This is a genomic window from Bacillus salacetis, from assembly GCF_003581585.1.
GTDB classification, from domain to species: Bacteria; Bacillota; Bacilli; order Bacillales; family Bacillaceae_B; genus Rossellomorea; species Rossellomorea salacetis.
This window is the reverse complement of record NZ_QXIR01000002.1, coordinates 137840-153943: the sequence shown is the minus strand read 5'-3', so window position 1 is coordinate 153943 and position 16104 is coordinate 137840. Positions and strand designations below refer to the sequence as shown.

General features: G+C 41.5%; 21 protein-coding genes. 14 read left to right on the top strand and 7 right to left on the bottom strand.

Translation table 11 applies throughout. From position 1 onward, the window contains the following. The first annotated feature begins 394 nt into the window (after window positions 1-394). Together D3H55_RS02515 and D3H55_RS02510 are read left to right on the top strand one after the other, a co-directional pair. Window positions 395-520, top strand: a complete 126-nt coding sequence (locus D3H55_RS02515; RefSeq protein WP_119545325.1) for a 3-methyladenine DNA glycosylase — start codon at window positions 395-397, stop codon at window positions 518-520. Window positions 521-767: 247 nt separating this feature from the next. After that, the gene (locus D3H55_RS02510) at window positions 768-1418 is read left to right on the top strand and encodes a CPBP family intramembrane glutamic endopeptidase (protein ID WP_119545324.1); all 651 of its coding nucleotides are present in this window, start codon (window positions 768-770) and stop codon (window positions 1416-1418) included. A gap of 43 nt (window positions 1419-1461) precedes the next feature. Here the strand turns inward: D3H55_RS02510 and D3H55_RS02505 are convergent, their stop codons facing one another. Both D3H55_RS02505 and D3H55_RS02500 read right to left on the bottom strand, forming a co-directional pair. After that, window positions 1462-1659, bottom strand: coding sequence for a spore germination protein (locus D3H55_RS02505; protein WP_119545323.1), 198 nt, complete (start codon window positions 1657-1659; stop codon window positions 1462-1464). Window positions 1660-1684: 25 nt separating this feature from the next. Then, complete coding sequence (locus D3H55_RS02500) at window positions 1685-1984, bottom strand: hypothetical protein (protein WP_420808728.1); 300 nt, start codon at window positions 1982-1984, stop codon at window positions 1685-1687. Window positions 1985-2096: 112 nt separating this feature from the next. On the opposite strand from D3H55_RS02500, the gene D3H55_RS02495 reads away from it, so the two are divergent. Beyond that, window positions 2097-2801, top strand: coding sequence for a class I SAM-dependent methyltransferase (locus D3H55_RS02495; RefSeq protein ID WP_119545322.1), 705 nt, complete (start codon window positions 2097-2099; stop codon window positions 2799-2801). Window positions 2802-2886: 85 nt separating this feature from the next. Here the strand turns inward: D3H55_RS02495 and D3H55_RS02490 are convergent, their stop codons facing one another. Further along, complete coding sequence (locus D3H55_RS02490) at window positions 2887-3699, bottom strand: DUF2935 domain-containing protein (protein WP_119545321.1); 813 nt, start codon at window positions 3697-3699, stop codon at window positions 2887-2889. Between the two features lie 265 nt (window positions 3700-3964). On the opposite strand from D3H55_RS02490, the gene D3H55_RS02485 reads away from it, so the two are divergent. From D3H55_RS02485 to yxzF, 4 genes are all read left to right on the top strand, one after another. After that, complete coding sequence (locus D3H55_RS02485) at window positions 3965-4954, top strand: Gfo/Idh/MocA family protein (RefSeq protein ID WP_119545320.1); 990 nt, start codon at window positions 3965-3967, stop codon at window positions 4952-4954. Beyond that, the gene (locus D3H55_RS02480) at window positions 4951-5229 is read left to right on the top strand and encodes a hypothetical protein (RefSeq protein WP_240628459.1); all 279 of its coding nucleotides are present in this window, start codon (window positions 4951-4953) and stop codon (window positions 5227-5229) included. The genes D3H55_RS02485 and D3H55_RS02480 overlap by 4 nt, the downstream gene beginning before the upstream one ends. Window positions 5230-5473: 244 nt before the next feature. Then, window positions 5474-5959: a site-2 protease family protein gene (locus D3H55_RS02475; RefSeq protein WP_119545318.1), complete on the top strand. Its 486-nt coding sequence runs from the start codon at window positions 5474-5476 to the stop codon at window positions 5957-5959. A gap of 60 nt (window positions 5960-6019) precedes the next feature. Continuing rightward, entirely contained in the window at window positions 6020-6118 is a 99-nt protein-coding gene (gene yxzF, locus D3H55_RS25555) for a small protein YxzF (protein ID WP_496109693.1), read from the top strand. 1172 nt (window positions 6119-7290) lie between these two features. Here the strand turns inward: yxzF and D3H55_RS02470 are convergent. Further along, on the bottom strand, window positions 7291-7590 hold the full coding sequence (locus tag D3H55_RS02470) for a DUF3817 domain-containing protein (RefSeq protein ID WP_119545317.1): 300 nt from the start codon (window positions 7588-7590) through the stop codon (window positions 7291-7293). Between the two features lie 238 nt (window positions 7591-7828). Between D3H55_RS02470 and D3H55_RS02465 the strand changes: the two genes are divergently transcribed. The 3 genes from D3H55_RS02465 to D3H55_RS02455 are packed head-to-tail and all read left to right on the top strand — an operon-like array spanning window position 7829 to window position 10962. Then, window positions 7829-8692 carry a DoxX-like family protein gene (locus D3H55_RS02465; RefSeq protein ID WP_119545443.1) on the top strand — a complete coding sequence of 288 codons (864 nt, stop codon included), beginning with the start codon at window positions 7829-7831 and terminating at the stop codon, window positions 8690-8692. A 4-nt stretch (window positions 8693-8696) separates the two neighbouring features. Then, complete coding sequence (locus D3H55_RS02460; RefSeq protein WP_119545316.1) at window positions 8697-9311, top strand: DUF4166 domain-containing protein; 615 nt, start codon at window positions 8697-8699, stop codon at window positions 9309-9311. After that, complete coding sequence (locus D3H55_RS02455; protein WP_119545315.1) at window positions 9304-10962, top strand: YndJ family protein; 1659 nt, start codon at window positions 9304-9306, stop codon at window positions 10960-10962. The genes D3H55_RS02460 and D3H55_RS02455 overlap by 8 nt, the downstream gene beginning before the upstream one ends. 148 nt (window positions 10963-11110) lie before the next feature. Here D3H55_RS02455 and D3H55_RS02450 read toward each other — a convergent pair whose 3' ends face one another. From D3H55_RS02450 to D3H55_RS02440, 3 genes are all read right to left on the bottom strand, one after another. Then, the gene (locus D3H55_RS02450; protein ID WP_119545314.1) at window positions 11111-11770 is read right to left on the bottom strand and encodes a DUF429 domain-containing protein; all 660 of its coding nucleotides are present in this window, start codon (window positions 11768-11770) and stop codon (window positions 11111-11113) included. 281 nt (window positions 11771-12051) lie between these two features. Further along, window positions 12052-12867 carry an alpha/beta fold hydrolase gene (locus D3H55_RS02445; RefSeq protein WP_119545313.1) on the bottom strand — a complete coding sequence of 272 codons (816 nt, stop codon included), beginning with the start codon at window positions 12865-12867 and terminating at the stop codon, window positions 12052-12054. Between the two features lie 254 nt (window positions 12868-13121). Then, the gene (locus D3H55_RS02440) at window positions 13122-13316 is read right to left on the bottom strand and encodes a hypothetical protein (RefSeq protein WP_119545312.1); all 195 of its coding nucleotides are present in this window, start codon (window positions 13314-13316) and stop codon (window positions 13122-13124) included. 358 nt (window positions 13317-13674) lie between these two features. Between D3H55_RS02440 and D3H55_RS02435 the strand changes: the two genes are divergently transcribed. From D3H55_RS02435 to D3H55_RS02420, 4 genes are all read left to right on the top strand, one after another. Continuing rightward, a complete protein-coding gene (locus D3H55_RS02435; protein WP_119545311.1) occupies window positions 13675-14067 on the top strand; it encodes a thiol-disulfide oxidoreductase DCC family protein in 393 nt (130 codons plus the stop codon). A gap of 70 nt (window positions 14068-14137) precedes the next feature. After that, on the top strand, window positions 14138-14560 hold the full coding sequence (locus tag D3H55_RS02430) for a DUF4064 domain-containing protein (RefSeq protein WP_119545310.1): 423 nt from the start codon (window positions 14138-14140) through the stop codon (window positions 14558-14560). 219 nt (window positions 14561-14779) lie between these two features. Next, on the top strand, window positions 14780-14998 hold the full coding sequence (locus D3H55_RS02425; protein ID WP_119545309.1) for a hypothetical protein: 219 nt from the start codon (window positions 14780-14782) through the stop codon (window positions 14996-14998). 97 nt (window positions 14999-15095) lie between these two features. Then, a complete protein-coding gene (locus D3H55_RS02420; protein WP_119545308.1) occupies window positions 15096-15845 on the top strand; it encodes a polyphosphate kinase 2 family protein in 750 nt (249 codons plus the stop codon). The last annotated feature ends 259 nt before the right edge of the window (window positions 15846-16104 follow it).

The following is a 16104-nucleotide window of genomic DNA, read 5'->3' as shown; positions in this document are numbered from 1 at the left end:
TAGCCGTGCAGGCTTCCTTCTTTTTCAGGGGCATGGCGCCCGGTATTCTTTGCTGCATTCGATTTTCAGGTGAGAGAAATGATTTGTGAAGGCTCTTTCGGGAACTTTGCTGAAATTTATTAGATCTCGATTAATTCTCTCAAGTTCATGAGCTTTTTCTTTAAGGTATTTTTTTACGAATTCAGAAATAAAGGCGAAGACAGCCTTAATAAACCAGCTGCATCCATTTGAATGCGGAAATATTGCTCCATGGGGTGCTCTTACTCCCCATTTTTTTTAAAAAAACAACTTCTTTTGCCCGGGATGGACTTCAGAAAATGCAAAAGGTTTTTTGTTTGAGCAAAAAGTGAATGGGGAAATATCAAAGTGAAGTCATCATAAAGGAGGATTTATTATGAGTAAAGAAAAAGACCAAGAAGAAAAAGATAACCTCTCTTTAGAACAGGAAGAAAAAAAGGAACATGAACAGGATATCGATCCGCAAAGAGATCCTGAAAAGCCGAAGCATCCTGAAGATTGAATATAAGAAATTTCAAAGGATGGAGCCCTTGATGGTTCCATCCTTTTTCAATGAAAGCGTGGATTCATTCCAGGTCAGGATCCAGGCAGCAATATCCTTACTGTTCTGCAAGAAGGTAAAAAACACCATTTCCTCCGGCTCTATTTAAGGATGAGGGGGAAAGACCAGGACACTCGGGGGTTTGTTCCATGTCCTTTTTAAAAAATGTTACAATAATGGCAATGTAATATTGCTGCTGAGGTGATGTATGAAGAAAGTGCTGCTTCTTTTGGGTCCGACCCTGATGATTTTTATAGGATTGACCCTTTTTGCCAATGTCCCTTTGACCTTTGGGTTATTCTACGGCTGGCTCCTGTTAGTCCCGAGTATTGTCAACATGAAACAACCGGGCCTTTTTAAGTGGAGAATAAACTTTACCAAGCACTCCGTCATTCTGGGTACAGTGAGCGGGCTGCTTTTCATGATCCTTATCTTTGCAAGTGTCTCTTATCTATTTTCATTCTTGATCGATCTTGAATTTATCCGTGCCTTATTAAAAAAATGGAATTTTGATGGAGGTATGGTTTGGTTACTGATTGCGGTCCTTATCGTTCTAAATCCATTTCTGGAAGAAAATTATTGGCGGAATTTTATCCCGGAAGAATTAAAGAGTTCTTTTTCCTCGGGGAAATCGATTTTGATCGCCTCGTTTTTTTACAGTTTTTATCATATCCTTTCACTCATAGAATTATTTAATTGGCCATTCAATGTGATTGCCGTCCTTCCGGTCTTTTTAGCAGGCGCCATATGGGGTTTCATCAGGCAGAGGACAGGCTCGCTTGCTGCTCCCGTACTATCTCATATGCTGGCAGATGCGGGCATCATGCTGGTGTACCTTGTTCACATACATGTTTGGTGAATACAAAAAAACAAGCTTGGCTCCAAGCTTGTTTTTCTCTGGCTTAAATCGTAAACGGAGTCTGGGGCGTTGTTGTCAAAGATACTCCAATTGAGGTGATTTGAAGAGGGCCGGTATTCCCTGACCCTGCTCCATTTGTGCTTTTTGAGCTGGAAATGGGTGATTGCGTCAGTGGTGCCCCAAAGGTGACCTCACCGCCGCTGATTTGGTGGATATAAACTTTATTTATAAAGCAAGGCATGTCAGTTGCCTCCTTTCAGAGAGGGTTACCAGACGAAGGCAGCCAAAGCCAAACCTGTGATGGCGCCCAATGCAATTCCATAAGCGAAACCATAATATCCCCAGCCCCAGCCGAGATAGCCGAATCCTTGATTTTGCCTAACGGGGCGGATAAATACTTTATTATTTGTCACCCGTGTAATCTCACCCAGGTGTGTCCTTCCGAAACGGTCGTTGATTCTTACCACTTTGCCATGATAACGGCAGCACAAACGATAATAATTCATTCCCCGGAACTCTCCCTTCAGTAATTTGGTATACTTCCAATCTATTAGCCAAATGGACATGTTGATTGTTCATTCACCTATTTCGTGCTCTTTTCATTAAATAAATAGGAAAAGAGTTTATTTTTTTATTATTTGATATGAAGAAAATGCTTGGAAGAGGGGACAAACGAATATGAGCAGTTATTTGGATTTTCTGGCTTTATACGGAATTGGGGGAGCCCATCCCGGTGGAATATTGTTGACGAAAGAACTGATGTTCAGGGAAGAGATCACGGAAGAAATGAGCGTATTGGATATTGGATGCGGTACTTGCCAGACAGCGGTATTTATGAAGGAGATGTTCGGAAGCCGGGTGGTGGGTATTGAAAATCATCCTATTATGCTGAAAAAGGCGGAAAATAGAATAGGTGCAGCGGGAGTGGATGTTGAACTGATAGAAGCTTCTGCTGAGGAAATACCGTTCGGGGAGGCAGAGTTTGACTTGATAACCAGTGAATCTGTTTTGTCCTTCGTAAACAGGTCAGCTGTCTTTTCTGAAGTGGAAAGAGTATTAAAGCCTGGAGGATTATTCATTGCTGTCGAGATGACTGCAGAAAGGGACCTGTCCTTGGAGGATCGAAAGGAATTGGTTGATTTTTACGGAGTGGGCGAATTGTTCACTGAGAAAGACTGGGAGAAATGTGTCAAGACAGCGGGTTTTGTAGAAGTGACCATCGAAAAGCCGGATTTTCCCTTATTATCGCCGGAACCCGTGATTGAATTTGACCTATCAGATGAGATCCCTGAGGAAATTCATGAAATGCTTGACCGCCATGAAGAGTATGTAGACAAATATAAAGAGTTATTAGGGGTCCGCATCATCAAATGCAAAAAGTAAAAGCCCAAGCAGCCTTGGGCTTTTGTGCTTTACCGCTTTAACGTATCAGGGGACTGTCCCCCAGTGCTTTAAAGTGGTGAAGTGTTCAGGCTGTCACTCGAGGGGACGTTGGATCGCAGTTTGGCAGCTGGGTTCCGGCTGATTCGTAAAGTTTGACCAGGTAATAGCATTCTTCACGTCCCATATGGTCTGCCATCAGTGCAGAAAAGGAACCAAGCAGTTGATTATTCATCTCCCATTCCTCCAGCTCTGCCAGGAAATTCCGGAATATCTTCATCTCGAGTTCGACGTCCTGATTGAACTTTGACAGCGCCGGGAATTCTGAAAGCCCTGTCCTGAGATAACCCGCAAGTTCAATCGATTTTAAATAAAATGCTTCGAAATCCTTCTGGAAGGAGGATCCTTTATGCTTTAATTTTTTCTCGCTTAAATCCAGTTCATCGTTAATGGCTCCTGCGTGTCCCGCTGCATCCGACAGCCATAGAAGGTGGTGGTGGACCGGATGGAAGTCAGGTACCCCCTCATTGCGCAGCAAGTGATCTAGAATAGTAAGATACTCTTCCAGCTCATTCACCATGTGATTGATGAAAGTTTCCCCTAGCCCGATGATTACTTTGCCTGTCAATTTCTTTTTTATAAGAGAAAGTTTGAAGGTTCTCATCTTCTCCGCCTGCTTTGCGGCCATCTTGTTCAAATCATCGAGCTTCTGCCCGGAAAGCGGCTGCCTTGACATTTGAAGGAGCTGATCCATAACGGAGATGAATTGGTCCGCATGCTGGATTTCCTCTTTCTCTGTCGGGGAGAGTGTATCATGTATAAATCTCGCGTGATCCCCAAGAATCTGCAGCCAAAAGCGGTGTTCAAAGAGGGCTTTATCTTCTAAACCATTTCTGCTCATTATGAATGACACTCCTTTACATTTTCTTAAACCTATGGAAATGTGGAAGCTTTTGGGATGAAGGCTTTAGAAAGTCGGAATCCGGGGGTGAAATCCTCCTCATACCCGAACCTGTCTGAACCATGTCGGTTTAATATATGAACTGCTTTCAGTAAAAATTAATAAAAGTTCTTTTTGCAGACAGGATAAATAATTTCACCACATCTGGAAAAAGTGATAAAGTGTGGGTATCAACACTAAAGCAGTTAGCAGGAAGGGGCTTACCATGATTCGTTTCGGAGTTATTGGAACCAATTGGATCACAGATAGATTCCTAGATGCAGCAAGCAGGGTGGAGGATTTTGAACTGTCGGCTGTTTATTCAAGGACTGAAGAAAAGGCAAAGGAGTTTGCCGCAAAATATAATATTGATAATACCTTCACTGATTTAGAGGAGATGGCTGCGAGCGGCAAAATTGATGCTGTTTACATAGCAAGCCCAAATATTCTGCATGCGAAGCAGTCAATCATTTTTATGGAAAAAGGAAAGCATGTGCTGTGCGAAAAACCGGCTGCTATCAACACAGGTGAGCTGCAGGAGATGGTCACCGCCGCCAAGGAAAATAATGTACTTTTTATGGAAGCTTTAAAAACAACATTCATCCCAAGCTTCCAATCAATCAAGGCGAATCTCCCGAAAATTGGACAAGTCAGAAGGTTTGTATCTGTTAAAAATCAATATTCATCAAGGTATGATGCCTATAGGAATGGCACTGTCCTCAATGCCTTCAAGCCCGAGCTTGGTAATGGCGCACTGATGGATATCGGCATCTACTGCGTCCTCCCGGTTATATCATTACTTGGGATGCCAAAAAGCATTTATGCACAGGGAATGATGCTTGCAACAGGTGCAGATGGGGAAGGCACTGTTCTTTTCAATTATGAAGGAATGGAGGCCGTCGCCATGTACTCCAAGATTACAAATTCTACGATTCCTTCTGAGATCCAAGGAGAAGACGGAAGTATAATCATCGACAGTATTTCAGACCCTCATAAAGTAGAAATACAGTACAGGGATGGAACAGTCGAGGACATCAGCATGAAACAGGAAGAAAACACAATGTACTATGAAATTTGTGAATTTGTCGATTTGGTCAAAAAAGGGAAAACGGAATCTGCACTGCAGTCTTTCCAGCTTTCCGCGAATACAATGTCCATTCTTGATGAGGCACGAAAGCAGATAGGAATCGAATTTCCAAGTGATCGACCATCATGACATTGATAACCAGTCACCCGTATTATGTTGTCACAAGAAAGATCGAACATAATATCCAAATGGCTGATGAAAGCGAGCACGAATTACGTTTATTTGCCGAGAGCATTGTCTGCACAACCAAAACCTTCAGGATGAAAAATGTTTTTGATGTTTCATTCAAATCCTTGAACAAGGATAAAGGCTTCTTATACTTGCACACCAATCAAGGGGTTTTTAGTTTCTATGTCAAACAGGAGCCGGCCAAATTCATTCAAGCTTATAAAGCATTGAAGTAGGGGACCACCATAGGAAAACCTCTTCAGTAAACGTCCCGGGCTGCTGCCCGGGGCGTTTTTAATTTGGTTTGCTTGCTGGGGTGGGATCAGACCCTTTTTGGAAACGCTTTATTTCAGCCGGCAATTTTTGACTGTTTTAAGTCAGGAATAAACGGTAATTTACGAGTGTATGACAATCCTGCAATTAAGGCTTATCTACATGTAAATCAGGAAATAGACAGGGACAACAAGAAAAACGGGGGTCATGGATTTGTTTACACTTAGTGATATGTGGACGTTCTTCCTAGCTTTTTTTCTGACATTGCCTATCGTGACATTGGTTCATGAGGCGGGGCATGTCTTAGCTGCAAGGATGTTCGGAGCAAAAATCAACTTTACAATAGGCGCCGGTAAGAGGCTGTTCAAGATAGGGCCGCTGGAAGTGAAAAGAATGTATTTCATGGATGGCTGGTGTCAATATGACAAACTGAAATATGATCGAAAATGGGTTCATATCCTGATTTATCTCTCAGGCAGCATAGCGAATCTGATCGTCATCCTACTGGTCAATTATTTGATCTATCAGGGAACGCTGCCTGTCCATATATTCTTCTATCAGTTTGTTTATTTCTCAGTCTATTTCATTTTCTTTTCCTTATTTCCTTTCAAAACCGGTGAAGGTCAGCCTAGTGACGGCCTGGCGATTTATGAGGTTATCAAATACGGCAGAAAAGCGGACCCATTGGATTGATAGTTTGAAAAACTTTCAAATGAGGTAAAAATTAAGAAGAAACAGTTGGGAGGTACTATCATGAAACGACTGATCAGAACATTGATAAAATGGGGACCTATCGTATATCCGATTTATAGAAAGTATAGAAACAAAAAGAGAAGTGCCAGATCTTATTGAACCAAACTAAATAACAACGAACACCCCGCTATAAACTAGGCGGGGTGTTTTGGTGTATAGGATAGTCTTTTTTCGCCGGGTGGGAACCTCACCTAGGCAGCTTTACTTTGGAAGAGCTAAGATAACGAAACTGCCCGGGCACGAGCTTTGTGATTTATAGTGTTCTGGTTTCGGGATGAAGGTGGGTGAATAAAGCGGTTTTCGGACATCATTTATAGTATTTGAGATTTAGGTGAGCAGCTTTTAGGCCATCATTCACCACATCCGAGATAATGATGCAGGAATAAAGGGGTTTATCGGAAATCATTCATAGTATTTGGGATAATGATGTAGGAATAGAGTGGTATTTCGGACATCATTCATCGCAGTCCGAGATAATGATGTAGGAATAGAGTGGCTTTTTGGACATCATTCATCGCAGTCCGAGATAATGATGCAGGAATAGAGTGGTATTTCGGACATCATTTATCGCAATCCGTGATAATGATGTAGGAATAGAGTGGTATTTCGGACATCATTCGTCGCAATCCGAGATAATGATGCAGGAATAAAGGGGTTATTAGTACATCATTCATCGCGTTCGATTTTATGATGTAGTAATAGAGTGGTCTTTCAGGCATCATTCACCGCTGTCCGAGATAATGATGTAGGAATAAAGGGGTTATTAGTACATCATTCATCGCGTTCGATTTTATGATGTAGTAATAGAGTGGTCTTTCGGACATCATTCATCGAATCCGAAGATATGATGTAGTAATAGAGGGGGAATTAGAACATCATTCATCGCAGTCCGAGATAATGATGCAGGAATAAAGGGATTTTTCAGGCATCATTCCTCGCATCCCAGATAATGATGTAGTAATAGAGTGGTCTTTCATGCATCATTCATCGAATCCGAAGATATGATGTAGTAATAAAGTGGTTTATCAGCCATCATTCACCAGAGCCAGGATTATGATGCAGGAATAGAGTGGTTTTTAGTACATAATACATCGTAGTCCGAGAGAATAATGTATAAAAAACCTTCTTTCCTTTAATGCTGCTAACTAAATCAAGGGACTCTTAAATGACCTCACGTCGACCTCCTTCTATAAAAGAAAATAACTTTGATTCGCTAGAAATAAAAAAAGCAGCGAATTTTCTTCGCTGCCCTTTCCAAATCCATTAATACCTTATGAAGCAAAACGGCTCTTTTTCAACCGGTTGTCAAGGATCATATTTCCGAAAGGCACGAAGGCCACCAGGACAGAACCGAAGATCCATTTAAATGCCCAGCGCACTTTAATGGTCGTGTAGGCAATGACCAGCAAATAGAGAATGAAAAAGAAACCGTGAAGCGCTCCCACTATTGAAACGGCTTCAGGAATGTCTGCTATGTACTTTAGAGGCATGGCGATGAATAATAATATCAAAAGAGATGCTCCTTCGATAAAGCCCATCAGCCTGAATCTGCCTATATCCGTTTTCCACATGAATGATCCTCCAATACTCGTGATCTTACAATTCATTATAGTATAAAAGCGTATGCAATACAGCCATCAAGCGGCATGTTCATAGAAACTTCACTTTAGCGTATCTTCCATCAATTTCATCTATTTCAAATCTGTTTGTCTATATTATATGATAAAATTTTAATAGAATGACAAAGAGTCAGGAGGCACGAACGTGGTATCAAAACCGATATATGTGAGGCATTCCATTGATTGCGGTATGGAAGAAATCTGGGAACACACTCAAGATCCTGACAAGCACACCGAATGGGATCTGCGTTTTTCAAAGATAACCTATCTGCCCCGGGAGGAAGGCGAACCACAGCGCTTTTTATATAAAACAAATATAGGGTTGGGTTTATCCATATCAGGGACCGGGGAAACCGCTGGAGAAATACATAAAGCAACAGGAGAGCGGGTGTCATCACTCAAATTCTGGACGGCCCATCCGCTTTCATTGATCAAAGAGGGACGTGGATATTGGAAATACACTCCTGATGGAAAGGATGTCAGGTTTGAGACGCAATATGATTATGAAACGAATTTCGGCAGGGTTGGAGAGATTTTTGACAGAACTCTGTTTCGTCCCTTGATAGGGTGGGCAACAGCCTGGAGTTTTGACGTTTTGAAAATCTGGCTGGAAAAAGGTCTGCACCCCAAACTGGTTATCAGGCAGTCCTTGACCTGCTGTATGATCAGTCTGCTGTTCTTTTTCGTTTGGTTATACCAAGGGCTGGTTCCTAAACTGATTTTCAATCACCCGGATGAACTTTCAATGCTGACCTCCCTAATAGGAAATGAAATGAACCCTGTGACAGCCCTGAGGATTGTCGGAATCCTTGAAGCAGTCTTCGCTTTCGTGTGGATAATCCCCTTTCGGAAGAAATGGTTATTTGCTGTCCACGGACTTGTTCTGGGATTGTTGACCGCAGCGGCACTAATAGCGGATCCTGCTTCTGCAAGCCATCCTTTTAATCCTGTAACATTCAATGTATCTCTAATGACGCTTTCAGCTGCAGGCTATATAAACAGCAGGGATCTGCCGTCTGCCAACAGGTGCAAGAGGAAAAGGAAGGAGCAATAGCACCATGACATCCATTTATGAAAGGGCAATGGGTCCAGATTTTCTCAAACTGCATCCGCGTCTGCAGGAAAGGTACCGATTTTCAACGGGACATCCCTTTAAAGGGGAAGGTGTAATGGATGAAATCTCAGGAGGGAACCGCTTTCTTAAACCGTTATTTTTCGCGGGATCCCGCTTTAACCTATTTTTTCCTGAAAGGGGCAGGAATGTGCCGTTCACAATTGAAAATCAGGTAAGGATCAAGGAAGGAACGGATATTGTGGAGTGGAACCGTTCATTTTTTATTAAAAAGAAACTCAGGAAGTTCAATGCCTTCATGTTCTTAGAAGATGGTGAGGTTATTGATTACTTTGGTGAGCCGGCCCTCTTGGTTTCATCACTGGATTTTAAAGCAGCACAGAATGGAGACCTGCTGATTTCTTCGAAAAGGCAATGGTTGAAGGCAGGGAAATTCAGGATCCCTCTCCCTCGGCTTTTATACGGGTCTGCTGCGATCAGAGAGTCTTTTGATGAAACACAATTAGAGTTCCAAATAGACGTGAGTGTGGTAAATCCTTTGTTTGGGCAATTATTTTATTATAGAGGATATTTTAAAGAAAGCAGTGACAATCATGGATAGAAATCTGGCAGCGGGTATGGTCACAGTTCTTGTTTTCCTTATATTCAGTCCAAAGGATTCTGTAATCCTTGTCGAAGGTCTTCTTCTTTTTGCTGTCGGAGTTCTCATTCCTCTCAGCTTCCCGCTTATTGATGGAACTGACCGGAGAGGGAAATTGGGAAGACTTCAATCTTTCATTCATAAAGTCTATTTTCTGGCACCCATTTTTGTCTTGCTGGCCATGATGCTGGATATAGCATCTTTATATATTGTTTGGTGTGTGTTTGCATTGGGGCTGGGAGCAGCGGCAGCAAAAAGGATCCTGGAACGTGGTGTAAATATTATAGAAGAAACAGCGATAGATACTGCTTATCTGTATCTATCTTTAGGAAGTATTTGGCTGCTCGCATATGGAATGCAAGTGGAAGTGATGGGCTTTTCGGGTATCATTGTCTTACTGACTGCGATTCACTTCCATTATTCTGCTTTTTCCATTCCTCTATTTGCTGGACTTCTTAAGCGGAAATCTGCAACCCGTCAAAAACTGCACAATTTGGTATTACTGATTACTATTGTTTCACCGATGACCATTGCTCTTGGGATCACCTATTGGAATGTGCTCGAATTTGCGGCTGTTTCAATTTATATGGCTTCTATTATTCTCTATGGGTATTTGATATTTACTTCTGAGTGGAGGACACTGGCTGGGAGAATCCTCATCTCTTTATCTGCTGGAATTCTGTTGGTCACCATCGTTTTTTCAATCATTTACTCGTTTGGTTCAGTATCAGGCAATAATACATTATCAATTACTGAAATGATCTTCCTGCACGGAATCGCCAATGCTTTAGGTGTATCGCTCTTGGGATTGATCGGCTGGAATATAGAAAATCCTCAGACGAAGTTTCGTCATTTTGGCAAGCCTTTCAGCAGCATCAGAGGAGGGAGAACGATCGGCATTGACTTCCTGCATAATAACGGACTGGAGAGTGAAACTGAATTTAAGGGACTGACAGATTGTATGAGCGATTACAGGTCTTCGCATTTTGATCCGGACAAATTATCTCCTGTTATCCAGGATTTTTATGTGAATACAAATGCCTTTGAGTTGAAGGCTGTGATTTCGTGGGAAAAGTGGTTTTACCCTTTGGCATTGGTGTATGAAAAGCTGAGTAAAAAGACTGGACAGATACACTTGGGGAAAGGTGGAAGAGAAGAAGCCATGGTTGGTGACATTATCGGTGTCGATAGTGAAGTGGATGGCAGGGAGAAGGTAAGGGCATGGCGGAGGATCAATGAAGCCGGAGAGCCTGTTTTTCTTGCACTGTATTCCCGTCATTGTTACAAGGGAGAAGCCTATATGAATATTGCTCTTCCTCTTCCTTTATCAACTATGACAGGAATCTTAAAACCTGAAAACAAGGGAAATGATTTGATTTTGACAAGCAGTTTAAGGAGAAGTAAACAAGGAGATGAGGGCATCTACCTGACGATTTGGAAGCTGACCTTGAAATTGCCCCTTGCCGAAAGGTTTCATTTAAAGGAAGAGAGCAATCATATTTTGACGGCCTATCATCAGATGTGGCTATTGGGTATGACTTTCCTGAAGATCACATATTCTATCAAGCAGGATGATAAAAAGAGGCAGGGGCAAAAGCTTTTCAGTAACTAAAAAAACCGAACTTTTTTTAGAAATGCTAACTCAGCATTCTGGAATAGTTCGGCTTTTTGAATTTAATTAGATCGAAAGTGAAATGAGCAATCCACTTTGAATGCTAATAAAATAGGTATGTCCCAGCATCTTTTAAGGGTTACAATTATTAACAGCAATAGTCATAGGGATGGAAGGGGGGTTCTGCCTTCCAATGCCAGTTTGGGTCAAGGTATGGGTCTCCCCAGTTCCATGCTCCCAGTGCTGCCGCACATGAATCTATGGCATGCGTGGTTTCTTTCACTTCTTCGGGCAATGCATTCAGGTCGGTCGATTGAAGAAAATGATATATCTCATTTAACGAGTCATTGTCTTTCTTGTATTGAAGAAGATGTGGAAGCAAGTCTTGAGTGACCCGTGATCCCATGACAGCTCCTGGATGAACTTCGACAATCTTAATGGGTTTCTGGGTGTCGATATATTCGATTGCCCTGGTTAAAGCAATTCCCCTTAAGGTCAGGTAAGCCATTCTGTTCATAGTGGGAGGCATGATGGAAGCGGGTTTCATTCCGAGTTTGGTGATGTAAGACCGCAAACTCTTGTCTGCCTGCCTGTCGCCTCCTCCATCCTGGTAGGATAACGGGGAATCGATACCAATGAATACTGAGTGGTTTTCTGCTTCCTTTTTAATCCTGCAGACAATGGCTTCATCAGTCGCACCTGTTATCAACTGACGGAATTTTAAAGCTCCGTTGACTTTTTCAAATATGGAAACTACCGTGTTTTGAGGATTGGATGGACCTGATAAATCAATCCCAACGACAATCATTTATTCACCTTCTTTCTCTATACATTGGACTTGAATTTATACCTTATTTAGGGCTCGGTAGTATTCATTACCCAAAGTTGTGATGATGTAAAGCCAATGTGGCAGAGAGCGACATATTTTATTAGCCCTTTTTTAAAATAAATTTGTATTATTTTAAAAGATTACAGATTATATCCTTATTGAACATAAAATTGCTTTGTGAGCATAATCTTCCTGTTGAAAGAAAGATTGCCTGGGTTCTGAAATTGATATTGCAGCTTTGAATCATATAAAAAACCGTCTTACATGAAGACGGCGAAATGGAGCAAGAAAGATGCAGGAATGACATTCAATTTTTTTAAATAATTCAGTGTAATGTAATTGAATTTTTCAGGCTGATCAATATTACAGACGTGGCCTGAGTCTTTAATGGTATGGAGATCCAGCTCCTGTTGTTTAGAAACGAGTTCCTTAACGGGAGTCAAGAACAAGTGATCTTCCTCACCCATTATGAATAGTGTCGGTATTCCCTTTGAATCCATTTGCAGGTTTTTCAGGTAGGGATTGATGGACCTGGTCAAACCGAACCAGCGGATGAATTCTTTCTGGCACATTTTCCGGGCTTGTTTTACAAACGTGTATCTGGATTCGATATGCGTCGAGCGCGGCATGATAATCCAGGCGAATAGTTTGTACAACCACATATATGGAAGAATGAATTTAAATGCATTGCCTACAGCAAGCAAAAATTTAGTTCGTAGGTTCAATTGAATGACAGCTCCAGCCAGGATCATCGATGAAAGGCGGTCGGAATGCTTTCGTGCAAGGGTCTGCACCACAATCGTCCCAAGGGATATCCCGATGAAATGGGATTTGCTGATGCCAAGATGATCCAGGACATCTATGACTTCATCTGCAACATGGACGAAGGAATCTCCCTTCCTCCATCTGGCTTTTGAACTTTTTCCATGTCCTCTTAAATCAATCAGCAGGATATTAAACTCTTTTTTGAAATCTTTTATTTGCTTAAACCATATACTGGAGCTTCCTCCAGCACCATGGACGAATGTCACCCATGGGGAAAAGTCGTCTTTGATATAGGTTTTGTAATGTAACATATGCATGCAACCTCGCAATCAATGATGAAAAACAGTTAAGGTTCTAATAGAAGAAGGCTTGAATCTAGCAGCCTCTCAACTTAACCGCCGCTCCCAGAAGTATACTGAAGCGACTCTATTATAACCTATATACATTAATATATCATCAATCGGCTAAGGGTAAACATCAAAAAAAGACCGTCCATATCCTTTAACGCATTAACGTAACAGGGGAAAGTCCCTCAGTGCGGTGAAGTGGTGAAGCAGTGAAGCGTTTATTCCTTGAAGTAATCTTTAAACTTTTTTGGGTCTTGTTGATCGGATTTATTGAAATACGGGTTATCTTCCTCAATGTTTTCCGGATCGAGGTTGGTTTTGATAACCATGCTTGGTTCTCCGGAAGCAGAGGCAATCACCCTGTCATCCAGGCTGTCAAAGTCAGGTGTCTGCGGCTTTTGATATTTGTCCAAGAAAGTTCACCTCCAACCACTAGGATGCTGATTCTTCCGGATATTATGTGGAAGCAGGCAGATATTTCAGGACTGAAACAAAAAAAGCTGACTTGGACTAGCCAAGTCAGTAAAAACGAGGGGGTCTAAAGTCTTCTACAAACCTTGTTTATAATGTACATTGTTTTTTTCAAAAAGCCAATTTCACTATTTTGCCCTGGCTGTACATACAAGGTGGTGAATGAGAAAAAAGCTGGTGAATTGAGAGGATTTCGTCCAAATCAATAACTCTAAGCATATTCATTTACCTATGCCAAACTATTAACATATTTCTTACCAAAAATGGTAATATGATATTGAGGGAAAGGAGGCTGCATCAATGCATGGAATCATTTTGTTTGATGGTGTGTGCAATCTCTGCAATAACATCGTCCAGTTCGTAATCAAAAGGGACAAGGCAGGCTATTTTCAGTTTGCATCACAGCAAAGCCCACAAGGAAAAGCTTTATTGGAAGAGTATCAGATTGATCCGGAAACAGATAGTTTCATTCTGATTGAGCAAGGGCGTGCATTTATGAAATCAACAGCTGCATTGAGGGTATCCAAAAATTTGGACGGGTTTTGGAAGGTTTTTTATTCCTGCCTGCTAATCCCCAAGCCTGCAAGGGATGTTATGTATGACTATATTGCCCGTAACCGATACAAGTGGTTCGGTAAGAAAGAAAGCTGCATGCTGCCTGGACCGGAAATGAAAAAACGATTCATTGAATGAAGATTTTCTGAATCTTTTTCTAATGTGTTTCGTAAGTAATGAATGAACAAGTCAAAAGGAGGAGATTTACATGGTTAAACGCACTGGAGAAATTGTAATGGGAATCATTGGTGTTGTATTGAGTGCTTTATTTGCAATTATGGGCTTCTTTCTAAATGCAAATAGCGAGGAAATCAGAAATTCAATACAGCAGGAATTCAGTAATGATCCTACTCTTACAGCAGAAGACACAAATTATATCCTGGATATGATGGATTCTATGGGCCCTTTCTTGATCGGCCTTGGTTTGCTCAGTTCCATCCTGGGATTGATTGCAGTTCTACTCATTAAAGGAAACAAGAAACCAATCATCTCAGGAATCTTATTCATCCTTGCAGCACTGATTGTCGGACTGGGCACAGTCGGCATCGGGTTCCTTCCAGGAATTCTCTTCTTGATTGCAGGAATCATGGCATTTGTAAGAAAATCAAAAGAACCAGTAACGATGGGATAAGAATCAGAAGGAAATCAAAGGGTTGTGACTCAAACGGTCACAGCTCTTTTTTTGTTACAAAACCATAAATACTTCATGCTTCATAGAAAGAGCCCTTTTATTTTTAAAAATGAGATAGATGTCCATTCCATTCCTCTCCCCGGACATATCTTAATAGTAAACCAATCATTCTATCAAGGTTGTCCCTGAAGAATGATTGAGCAAAAGGAGGGGAATGGTTTGTCTGAGGAAAGAAGACGTGTCATTAATGCAGATAAAGTGTTGATTCGTGCAAATGAAGTCATCATAATGAATGAAAATGATGGGAAAAGGCACCGCCATGATCATAATAATGACGTAGCAGGTGCCGAAGATAGAAGGAGAAAGCACAAGAGGGATAATGTCGGCGGTGCAGAAAATCGAAGAGATGATAAGCACCGGGGCTGGTCCTGGTTTTAATCTGAATGACGGTCCTGATGGAAATCAGGGCCGTTTTAGTTTGAAGCAGGATTATTCGGGATAAAAAATACATAGATGGTTTCAAGGAGGTCTTCATATGTTGGATTCGGTTGATTTAACCAAAAAAATCGATAATAAAGAATATAAACAAAGGCTTAAGAAAATGCAGCTTCAGCTCCTGGGATTGCAAAGGGCACTGCTTGATGAAAAAATCGGCTGCATTTTGGTATTTGAAGGATGGGATGCTGCCGGAAAGGGAGGAGCGATTAAAAGGACAACACAGAACATGGATCCGAGAGGGTATGAAGTGCATGCAACAGCAGCCCCTACGATCGAACAAAAACAATATCATTACCTCCAGCGATTCTGGAATCGAATGCCGAAGTACGGGAAGATCGGTATTTTCGACCGTTCCTGGTATGGCAGGGTCCTGGTGGAAAGGGTGGAAGGATTTACAGAAGAATCTGCATGGCGAAGGGCCTACGGAGAAATCAATCATTTTGAAGAAATCCTTTCAAATGAAGATTATATCGTTCTCAAGTTTTGGTTTCATATTTCAAAAGAGGAACAGTTGGAAAGGTTCCGCGACAGGCAGAATGATCCGATGAAATCCTGGAAACTGACGGAAGAAGACTGGCGAAACAGGGAGAAATGGGATCAGTATAAGGAAGCAGTGGAGGACATGATTTTTAATACAAGCAAAGAAAATGCACCATGGCATATCATTGAAGGTGAAGATAAAAAATTCGCAAGGGTGAAAACCATGGAGATAATCATTCAAACCCTTACGAGAAAGCTTGAAGATCATAATGTGGATTTATCTCGTTATATTAAACGAAAAGGCTAGACTCAGTGGATTTTCCGGATAGGCGGAAAATCCTTTTTTAGCAGCTTGTTTTATAATGGCTGTTATCTCACTTATTTCTTCTTTCGGAAAAAATCAAGGTGCTCGACCTTACAAAATAATGTGGTCATAGACAGAAAAATGCCTGCCCATTAAAGCAGTTCAGGGCAGGCGTAAGACAGAACCAGGGAGAAACAGCTGCAGGCAGAAACTACAGAAATTCTTTCCTGTTCTGATCCGGTAATGGCCGGTGGTGCATTCT

What these genes read in the sequence shown, in the direction of transcription:
- D3H55_RS02435 (WP_119545311.1), top strand. Translation starts at nt 13,675, where the DNA reads ATGCATGGAATCATTTTGTTTGATGGTGTGTGCAATCTCTGCAATAAC.
- D3H55_RS02430 (WP_119545310.1), top strand. Translation starts at nt 14,138, where the DNA reads ATGGTTAAACGCACTGGAGAAATTGTAATGGGAATCATTGGTGTTGTA.
- D3H55_RS02470 (WP_119545317.1), bottom strand. Translation starts at nt 7,590, where the DNA reads ATGTGGAAAACGGATATAGGCAGATTCAGGCTGATGGGCTTTATCGAA.
- D3H55_RS02515 (WP_119545325.1), top strand. Translation starts at nt 395, where the DNA reads ATGAGTAAAGAAAAAGACCAAGAAGAAAAAGATAACCTCTCTTTAGAA.
- D3H55_RS02460 (WP_119545316.1), top strand. Translation starts at nt 8,697, where the DNA reads ATGACATCCATTTATGAAAGGGCAATGGGTCCAGATTTTCTCAAACTG.
- D3H55_RS02510 (WP_119545324.1), top strand. Translation starts at nt 768, where the DNA reads ATGAAGAAAGTGCTGCTTCTTTTGGGTCCGACCCTGATGATTTTTATA.
- yxzF (WP_496109693.1), top strand. Translation starts at nt 6,020, where the DNA reads ATGAAACGACTGATCAGAACATTGATAAAATGGGGACCTATCGTATAT.
- D3H55_RS02450 (WP_119545314.1), bottom strand. Translation starts at nt 11,770, where the DNA reads ATGATTGTCGTTGGGATTGATTTATCAGGTCCATCCAATCCTCAAAAC.
- D3H55_RS02420 (WP_119545308.1), top strand. Translation starts at nt 15,096, where the DNA reads ATGTTGGATTCGGTTGATTTAACCAAAAAAATCGATAATAAAGAATAT.
- D3H55_RS02475 (WP_119545318.1), top strand. Translation starts at nt 5,474, where the DNA reads ATGGATTTGTTTACACTTAGTGATATGTGGACGTTCTTCCTAGCTTTT.
- D3H55_RS02505 (WP_119545323.1), bottom strand. Translation starts at nt 1,659, where the DNA reads ATGCCTTGCTTTATAAATAAAGTTTATATCCACCAAATCAGCGGCGGT.
- D3H55_RS02485 (WP_119545320.1), top strand. Translation starts at nt 3,965, where the DNA reads ATGATTCGTTTCGGAGTTATTGGAACCAATTGGATCACAGATAGATTC.
- D3H55_RS02495 (WP_119545322.1), top strand. Translation starts at nt 2,097, where the DNA reads ATGAGCAGTTATTTGGATTTTCTGGCTTTATACGGAATTGGGGGAGCC.
- D3H55_RS02455 (WP_119545315.1), top strand. Translation starts at nt 9,304, where the DNA reads ATGGATAGAAATCTGGCAGCGGGTATGGTCACAGTTCTTGTTTTCCTT.
- D3H55_RS02445 (WP_119545313.1), bottom strand. Translation starts at nt 12,867, where the DNA reads ATGTTACATTACAAAACCTATATCAAAGACGACTTTTCCCCATGGGTG.
- D3H55_RS02480 (WP_240628459.1), top strand. Translation starts at nt 4,951, where the DNA reads ATGACATTGATAACCAGTCACCCGTATTATGTTGTCACAAGAAAGATC.
- D3H55_RS02490 (WP_119545321.1), bottom strand. Translation starts at nt 3,699, where the DNA reads ATGAGCAGAAATGGTTTAGAAGATAAAGCCCTCTTTGAACACCGCTTT.
- D3H55_RS02465 (WP_119545443.1), top strand. Translation starts at nt 7,829, where the DNA reads ATGGAAGAAATCTGGGAACACACTCAAGATCCTGACAAGCACACCGAA.
- D3H55_RS02500 (WP_420808728.1), bottom strand. Translation starts at nt 1,984, where the DNA reads ATGTCCATTTGGCTAATAGATTGGAAGTATACCAAATTACTGAAGGGA.